General features: G+C 73.5%; 8 protein-coding genes. 7 read left to right on the top strand and 1 reads right to left on the bottom strand.

The features are described 5' to 3' along the window. From AB0I76_RS17590 to AB0I76_RS17620, 7 genes are all read left to right on the top strand, one after another. Positions 1-440, top strand: a 440-nt coding sequence (locus AB0I76_RS17590) for a helix-turn-helix domain-containing protein (RefSeq protein WP_357036165.1), incomplete at its 5' end; no start/stop codon positions are given. Positions 441-574: 134 nt separating this feature from the next. Beyond that, positions 575-1,408 carry a carbohydrate ABC transporter permease gene (locus tag AB0I76_RS17595; RefSeq protein ID WP_357036168.1) on the top strand — a complete coding sequence of 278 codons (834 nt, stop codon included), beginning with the start codon at positions 575-577 and terminating at the stop codon, positions 1,406-1,408. Continuing rightward, the gene (locus tag AB0I76_RS17600) at positions 1,405-2,706 is read left to right on the top strand and encodes a sugar ABC transporter substrate-binding protein (RefSeq protein ID WP_357036171.1); all 1,302 of its coding nucleotides are present in this window, start codon (positions 1,405-1,407) and stop codon (positions 2,704-2,706) included. The genes AB0I76_RS17595 and AB0I76_RS17600 overlap by 4 nt, the downstream gene beginning before the upstream one ends. Then, a complete protein-coding gene (locus AB0I76_RS17605) occupies positions 2,703-3,716 on the top strand; it encodes an ABC transporter ATP-binding protein (protein ID WP_357036174.1) in 1,014 nt (337 codons plus the stop codon). Before AB0I76_RS17600 ends, AB0I76_RS17605 begins: the two co-directional genes overlap by 4 nt. Continuing rightward, positions 3,713-4,588 (top strand): sugar ABC transporter permease, encoded by an 876-nt coding sequence (locus AB0I76_RS17610; RefSeq protein WP_357036177.1) that lies wholly within the window; start codon positions 3,713-3,715, stop codon positions 4,586-4,588. Before AB0I76_RS17605 ends, AB0I76_RS17610 begins: the two co-directional genes overlap by 4 nt. Positions 4,589-4,607: 19 nt before the next feature. Further along, positions 4,608-5,075 (top strand): hypothetical protein, encoded by a 468-nt coding sequence (locus tag AB0I76_RS17615; protein ID WP_357036180.1) that lies wholly within the window; start codon positions 4,608-4,610, stop codon positions 5,073-5,075. 168 nt (positions 5,076-5,243) lie between these two features. Beyond that, a complete protein-coding gene (locus AB0I76_RS17620) occupies positions 5,244-7,595 on the top strand; it encodes a glycosyl hydrolase (protein WP_357036183.1) in 2,352 nt (783 codons plus the stop codon). A gap of 67 nt (positions 7,596-7,662) precedes the next feature. On the opposite strand, the gene AB0I76_RS17625 is transcribed toward AB0I76_RS17620, so the two are convergent. After that, a partial coding sequence (locus AB0I76_RS17625; protein WP_357036186.1) for a zinc-binding dehydrogenase occupies positions 7,663-8,136 on the bottom strand: 474 nt, incomplete at its 5' end.

An 8,136-nucleotide genomic window follows, 5' to 3' on the forward strand; every position in this document is an offset into this window, starting at 1 on the left:
TGGGCGTCGGCCGGTCCCGGCCGCGCCTGGTCGACGCCGTCGAGTCGTACGCCGAGGCTCTGCACGCCGCCCGGGTCGGTGCGCGACTGCCGGCGCTGGGTGACGTGGTGTCGTGGTCCGGCCTGGGTGTCTACCGGGTGCTGGCCCGGCTGGACGACCACCAGCTCGACGTCGCCGACGTCCATCCGGGGTTGGCCCGGCTGCTGGACGGCGCCGCCCACCTGCCGCTGCTGGCCACCCTGGAGCGCTACCTCGACCTCGCCGGCAACGCCCATGCCACGGCAGCCGACCTGCGGCTGCATCGGACCACGCTCTACTACCGGTTGCAGCGGATCGAGGAACTCGCCGGCACCGACCTCAAGGACGGTGACGAGCGGCTGTGCCTGCACCTGGCGCTGAAGCTGGCCCGTCTGTCGGGGCGGTACCGGCCGGACGACTGAGGAATTGCGACAGGAGTAGCAAGGGCGGCGGCGGATCTTCGACAGGTGCCCGATGACCGGGTCCCGGAGCAGTTCGTAGGTTCGGCGGATCCGTACGTCGGGGTGGATGTCGGCGGGGTGGGGGGGGTGGTGCGGTGACCGGGCGGTGGATCGGGCGCTTCGGCGTGCCCGCCCTGGTCGCGGTGCTGTTCCTCGCCCCGCTGTGGTTCATGGTGGTCGGGTCCCTGCGACCCGCCGGTCTTCCGCCGCCCCGGGGTCTGGAGGTCGTGCCGGCCGACCCGACGCTCGCCGCGTACGCGCGCCTGCCGGAGCTGATCCCGCTGGCCACCTACCTGGCGAACTCGGCCCTGGTGGTGGCGCTCGCCGTGCCGCTGACCGTGCTGGTGGCCTCGTTGACCGGCTTCGGGCTGCGGCTGCTCACACCCACCGGCCGGCGCCGGACGGTCCTCGGCCTGGTGGCCCTGCTGCTGGTGCCGGTGACCGCGGTCTGGGCCACCCGTTTCGAGCTGTTCCGCCTGGTCGGGGTGGTGGACACGTACGTGCCGCTGCTGGCGCCGGCGGTGCTCGCGGTCAGTCCGTTCCTGGTGCTGCTGTACGCGTGGAGCTTCGGCGGTGTGCCGGACAGCCAGTTGCAGGCCGCCCGGCTGGAGGGCGCCGGGTGGCTGACCATCTGGCGCCGGCTGGCGCTGCCGCAGGTGAAGCCGGCGACCCTGGCGGTCGGTGTGCTGGCCTTCACCTTTCACTGGTCCAACTTCATCGACCCGCTGCTGTACCTGACCAGCGGCGACCGGTACACCTACCCCCTGGGCCTGCGGTTCCTGCTGCTGCTGAACCCGACGGACTGGCCGCTGCTGATGGCCGGCTGCGTCGTGGCGACCGCGCCGTGCGTGGTGGTCTTCCTGCTGGCCCAGCGGGTCCTGCTGCACGACGACCCGCTGGCGGCGCTGAGATCCGGAGGACGCGAATGACACCATTCTGGCGACGGGGATGCGCCGGGCTGCTCACCGCCGCGCTGCTGCTCGGGGCGGGCGTCGGCTGCGGGTCCGACGACGAGGCGGCGGACCGGCAGGGCATCACGGTGGTGCTGTTCGGCGACGCCGAGGAGGTGGCCGGCTACCGCACCCTGATCGCGGACTTCGAGCAGGCCAACCAGGACGTCGACGTGACCCTCTCCCCCGTCGCCACGCAGGACGAGCTGATGGCACGGCTGACCACGTCGTTCGCCGGTGGGCAGCCGCCGGACGTGTTCCTGCTGAACTACCGCCGCTACGGGCAGTTCGCGGCGCAGGGGGCGATCGAGCCGGCGCAGTCCTGGCTGGACGGCAGCACCGTGCTCGACGAGGGCGACTTCAGCCCCCGCGGCCTGGACGCGTTCCGCTTCGACGGCGACGCGCTGACCTGCCTGCCGCAGAACCTGTCCTCCCTGGTCGTCTACTACAACGCCGACCTGTTCCGGGCGGCCGGCGTGCCGACGCCCACAGCCGGCTGGACCTGGGACGACTTCCTCGCCGCGGCCCGCGCGCTCACCCGCGACGGTCGGTACGGGGTCGGCGTGCAGCCGTCGATCGCCCGGCTGGCGCCGTTCGTGTGGTCCAACCGGGGTGACCTCGTCGACGACCCGGCGAAGCCCACCGCGCTGACCCTGCGGGGCGACCCGGCCGCCCGGACGGCGGTCGACTGGTTCCTGGACCTGCAACTGCGCCACCGGGTCGTACCGCCGGACGCGCAGGAGCAGAGCGAGTCCAGCGAGGCGCGGTTTTTGCGCGGCACCCTCGGCATGTTCCTGAGCAGCCGGGTCGCCGTCCCCACCCTGCGCACCATCGAGGGCTTCACCTGGGACGCGGCGCCGCTGCCGGTGGCTCCCGGCGGCGTACCGGCGTCCATCCTGCACAGCGACGCCTACTGCATGGGCGCCGGCCTGCCCGACCACCGCAGGGCGTGGCGGTTCATCGAGTACGCGATGAGCGCACCCGGCCAGCGTGTCCTCGCCGAGTCCGGTCGAACCGTGCCGTCCCGGCTGGACGTGGCCACCTCCCCCGCCTTCCTCGACCCGGCCCGGCCGCCCCGGTCGTCGCAGGTCTTCCTGGACGCCGAGCCGCACCTGCGCGCCACCCCCCGCACCGCCACCTGGGCGCGAGTCGAGAAGGAGGCGGACACGCTGCTGGAGGAGGTCTTCTACGGCCGGGTCGACCGGGAGGAGGGCCTGCGCCGGCTGGAGGAGACCGTCCGGCCGCTGTTCGCCCTGCCCGTCGGACCGACCCGGTGACCGACGCGCGGGGTGTCATCCGGCTGGAGGGGCTGCGGCGGTCGTACGGGCGGGTCACCGCGCTCGACGGCGTCGATCTGGAGGTGCGGCCCGGCGAGCTGATCACCCTGGTCGGACCGTCGGGATCGGGCAAGTCGACGATCCTGCGCCTGATCGCCGGCCTGGACCGGCCCGACGGGGGCCGGGTGTACGTGGACGGGCAGGACGTCGCCCGGGTGCCGCCGCACCGGCGCGCGGTGGCGATGGTCTTCCAGGACTACGCCCTCTACCCCCACCTCACCGTCCGGGGAAACCTGCTCTTCGGCCTCCAGGTGCGCCGGGTGCGGCGGGCGGAGGCCGAGCGACGCGTCCGCGCCGCCGCCGAGCGGCTCGCCATCGCCGACCTGCTGGACCGCTACCCCGACCAGATGTCCGGCGGGCAGCGGCAGCGGGTCGCGCTGGCTCGCGCGCTGCTCCGCGAACCCAGCGTCTACCTGCTGGACGAGCCGCTGGCCAGCCTCGACGCGCCGCTGCGGTTCGCCACCCGGGCCGACCTGCTGGCCCTGCACCGGGAGCTGCGCACCACCACGATCCACGTCACGCACGACCAGCACGAGGCGATGACCCTCGGCGAGCGGGTGGTCGTCCTCGCCGGTGGGCGCGTGCGGCAGGTCGGCCCACCCCAGCAGGTGTACGACCAGCCGGCCGACACCTTCGTCGCCGGGTTCCTCGGCAGCCCACCGATGAACCTGGTGCCCGGCGGCGGCGTCCTCGGCGGAAAGGCCGACGTGACGCTCGGCGTACGCCCGGAGGACCTGGCCCTCGACGCGCGGGGCCCCCTCGCGGTGACCGTCGAGGCGGTGGAGGCGCTGGGCAGCGAGGCGATCGTGCTGACCCGCTGCGCCGACGGCACCCGCCTGACGGTCCGCACCGGCCCGCGCCCCGGGGTGGCGCCCGGCGACGAGGTGCGGCTGCGTCCCGACCCGGCCCGGCTGCACCGCTTCGACGCCACCACCGGGCTCCGCCGGTGAGCCGGTCCCGGGCACCGTTGAGCGGCTGGGCGTTCCTCGCCCCGTACGCCGTCGCGGTGGCCCTGCTGATCGTCCTGCCGGCACTGCTCAACGTCGGCTACGCCTTCACCGACCACACCGGCCTGACCCGGGACCCCCAGTTCACCGGCCTGGCCAACGTGCGGCGGCTGGCCGAGGACCGGTTCCTGCTGGACAGCCTGGAGGCGTCCCTCTTCCACGTCGCGCTGGCCGTACCGGTGCGGCTGGTGGCCGCTGTCGGACTCGCGCTGCTGCTCGCCGCGCCGCGGCCCGGCGGCCGGTGGTTCCGCACCGCCGTCTACCTGCCCACCGTCATCCCCGACGTGGCTCTCGCGGTGCTCTTCCTCTGGGTGCTCAACCCCCTGTACGGGCCACTGAACCAGCTCCTGGGGCTGGTCGGGCACCCGGGCTTCACCTGGCTCGCCGATCCGACCACCGCCCGGCTGGGGGTCGTGCTGATGCTGGCGTTCCCCATCGGGGAGGGGTTCGTGGTGGTGCTCGCCGCGCGCCGGCTGCTCGACGGCCGGCTGTACGAGGCGGCGGCCCTGGAGGGGTGCGGGCCCTTCGGCCAGCTACGCCGGATCACGCTGCCGCTGCTCGCGCCGGTGCTGGTGCTGCTCGCCGTCCGGGACGTCATCCTCACGCTCCAGGTGAACTTCGTCCCGGCGTATGTGCTGACCGACGGGCGGCCGGCCAACGCGACCCTCTACCTGCCGGTGTACATCTTCGACCAGGTCTTCGAGTTCTCCGGGTTCGCGTACGGCTCGCTCATCACGATCCTGCTGACGGTGGTCACCGCCGGGGTGATCGCCGGGCTGCTGGCGATGGTGCGACGGTGGCGGGTGCTGCGGTGACCGTGGCAGGCTCCATCAGATGAAGCTCCGGGTGGTCGCCCTCCTTGTCGCGTTCCCGCTGCTCGTCGCGTGCGGCGGGGCCGAGCCGGCGACCGGCGGCGGGCCGGGCCGGGACCTGCTGGCGAACCTGCCCAGCTGCGACCGGGTCCCGCTCGACGAGGACCCGGAGGTCCCCGCCGACGTGCCCGGCCTGGTCCTGCCCGACGGCGCGCGGGTCACGTCGGTGATCCGGCAGGGCGCGGTGACCAGCGTGGAGGCGACCGTCCGCATGTCCCCGCTCGACGTCCGCGCCCACTACGAGCAGCGCGCCGACATCGACCTGCTGCGCGTCGAGGACGAGGTCTTCGAGACCGAGGTCCTGGCCCGGTCGCAGGACCGGCGCATGTACCTGCGCGCGGCGGCGCTCTGCGCGGACGGCACGACCCTGAGCGCGATGGTCGGCCCCGACTCGGAGGACGGCGGCCTGCCGGAGTTCCGCAACGGCTGACCTGCGCGCGCCGGCTCGACAGGTGTCCTAATGCGGCGGCGCGAATCCCGACAGATGATCGGTGACGTTCACCGATGCGGTGTCTAGCGTGCGGACTCAGGACGTCCGCATGTGGACAGGAGACACCGTATGAACCCAACCCTGGTCCGACGTCACCGCCGACATGCGGTGACAGCGCTGACGGCGCTGCTCGCCACGGCCGCGCTGACGGCGTCGTCGGCGGTGCAGGCCCCGGAACCGTCACTGGCCACGAGTTCCCCCACCGGCCCCATGGAGCTGCCCGACGAGTGGATGACCGCCCAGCGGATGAGCGACGGCAGCACCGACCTCTCCGCCGCGAAGTACGCGAAGGCCCGGGGCGAGGCCAACCAGTTGGCCGCCCGTACCCGCAGCGTCTACCGTCCCCTCGGCGAGCGGGACTGGACCTTCTTCGGCCCCTCCGACATCGGCGGGCGGGTCGTCGACATCGCGGTGGACCCCCAGGTCGACGGTCAGGTGTTCATCGCGGCGGCCTCCGGCGGCGTGTGGCGCTCCGCCGACGCCGGGGCGACCTTCAGCCCGGCGTGGCCGGACACCTGGGGGCAGGCCATGGGCGCGGTCGCGATGACCAGCGACGGTGTCCTCTTCGCCGGCACCGGTGAGGCCCAGCCCGGCGGCGGGTCGATCACCTTCGGTGGCGACGGCGTCTACCGGTCCACCGACCGGGGCGGCAGCTGGCAGCGCGTCGGCCTGGAGGACAGCCACGCCATCGGGCGCCTCGCGATCGACCGCACCGACGAGGACCGGATCTTCGCCGCGGCCAGCGGCAACCTCTTCGTGCCGGGCGGCCAGCGCGGCGTCTACCTGACCGAGGACGGCGGCGACAGCTGGCGGCAGGTCCTCGCGCCGCCGAACGACACCACCGGCGCCACCGAGGTCGTCATCGACCCGAGCAACCCCGACCGGGTGTACGCCGCGATGTGGGACCACCTGCGCGAGCCCAACCAGCGCACCTACGGTGGACCGGGCTCCAGCCTCTGGCGCTCCGACGACGGCGGCGACACCTGGCAGCGGATGACCAACGGCCTGCCCACCGACGCCGACCAGGGCCGCTGGGGCATCGCGGTCGCGGCGGAGGACCCGCAGCGCCTCTACGCGTACGTGGGCACCGCGCTCGGCCCGTTCCGCGCCTTCTTCCGCTCCGACGACGGTGGCGACAGCTGGACGCAGACCCCGGTCACCGCCGGGCAGGCGTCCCAGTCCACCTTCAGCTGGTGGTTCGGCAAGCTGTTCGTCGATCCCGCCGACGCCGACCACGTCTTCCTGACCGGCGTGAACCTGATGCGCTCCACCAACGGCGCGCAGAGCTTCGCCCCGGTCGGCGGCGTGCACGCCGACCAGCACGTCCTGCGCTGGGACCCGAAGGTCCCGGGTCGCGTCTACCTCGGCAACGACGGCGGCGTCTACCGCTCCGAGGCCAACGGCGCCGGCGGCTGGGTGAAGGCCACCTACGAGCCGTACACGCAGTTCTACACGGTCGACGTGGCACAGACCGACCCGTCGCTGAAGGTCGGCGGCGCCCAGGACAACGGCTGCAACCGCGGCTACAACGGGGTCGGCGGGCCGTGGGACGCGATCGGCTGCGGCGACGGTCTCCAGACGCTCATCCACCCGGAGAACCCGAACATCGTCTTCGGGTGCAGCCAGTACGGCTCGTGCTACCGGTCGGAGAACGCCGGCGGCAGCCCGCGCCGGTCCATCGGCGCCGGCCAGACCACGTCGCAGCGGCGCAACTGGCTCACGCCGCTCCAGTTCGACCCGAGCGACCCGAACGTCATGTACTACGCCGGCAACATCGTGAACCGGTCCACCGACAACGGTCGCACCTGGACCGCGATCAGCCCGGACCTGACCGGCGGCGGCCCGAACGACCCGTCCGGCTACCCGTGGGGCACCATCACCACGATCGCCGCGGCGCCCACCGACGGCGACACGCTCTACGTCGGTACCGACGATGGCAAGCTGTGGTGGACCGACGACCTCGGACGGAGCTGGAACGAGGTCGACGCGGCGCAACTGCCCGGCACGTGGGTCACCCGGGTGGCGGTGCACCCGGCGGACGCGAAGATCGCGTACGCGACGTTCTCCGGCTTCCGCTCGGGCAGCGACCGGGCGCACGTCATGATGACCCGCGACGGCGGCCGGACCTGGTCCGACATCGGCCAGGGCCTGCCCGACGCCCCGGTGAACTCGGTCGTACCCACCTCCGACGGCCTGCTGCTGGTCGGCACCGACGTCGGGGTGTTCCTGTCCGGTTGGAACGGCGGCGAGTGGGCCACCCTCGGTGCGGACCTGCCGCAGGCGGCGATCATGTACCTGCGCTACCACGAGCCGTCGCGGCAACTGACCGCGGCGACGTTCGGCCGGGGCGTGCACGACATCACGGTCCCGACGTGCCCGGCGGCGTCGACGAAGCTGCCGCTGAGGGACCCGGGGGTCGGGGTGGTCGGGGCGCTCTCGTCCTGCCGCGCGTCCGCCTGATCGTCGTTCCCCGCGCGGCGCGGAGGTCACCGGTCCGGTGACCTCCGCGCCGTCGTTTTCCCGTCGGTCATCCGACCGTGACGACCACCTTGCCGCGCGTCCGGCCGCGTTCCACGTGCCGGACCGCGTCGGCGGCCTCCGCCAGCGGATAGGTCCGCTCGACGACCGGTCGTACCGCGCCCGCCTCGATCAGGGCGGTCAGCGCCGCCAGGTTCGTGGTGCCCTCCTTCGCCACCAGGGGCACCAGTCGCTGGCGGACGAGCGGGGACAGCAGCATCGCGCGCAGCTGGCGGTCGAAGCCCCGCAACCAGGTGCCGCCCACCGCCTCACCGCCGACGAGCACGAGCGTCCCGGTGGGGGTCAGGGCCCGGCGGAGGTGCGCGAGAGCGCGGTTGCCGCCGGTGTCGACCACGACGTCGTACCGCCGGCCGGGCGCGACGACGTCCTCCCGGGTGTGGTCGAGGACGTCGTCGGCGCCGAGGGACCGGACGAGGTCGACCTTGTCGGTGCGGCACACGCCGGTGACGTGCGCGCCGGCCGC

It is taken from the genome of Micromonospora sp. NPDC049799, from assembly GCF_040656655.1.
Taxonomy (GTDB): domain Bacteria; phylum Actinomycetota; class Actinomycetes; order Mycobacteriales; family Micromonosporaceae; genus Micromonospora.

Bases quoted from the DNA above. Each gene is read 5' to 3' on its own strand.
- AB0I76_RS17615 (WP_357036180.1), top strand. From the start codon at position 4,608: ATGAAGCTCCGGGTGGTCGCCCTCCTTGTCGCGTTCCCGCTGCTCGTC.
- AB0I76_RS17600 (WP_357036171.1), top strand. From the start codon at position 1,405: ATGACACCATTCTGGCGACGGGGATGCGCCGGGCTGCTCACCGCCGCG.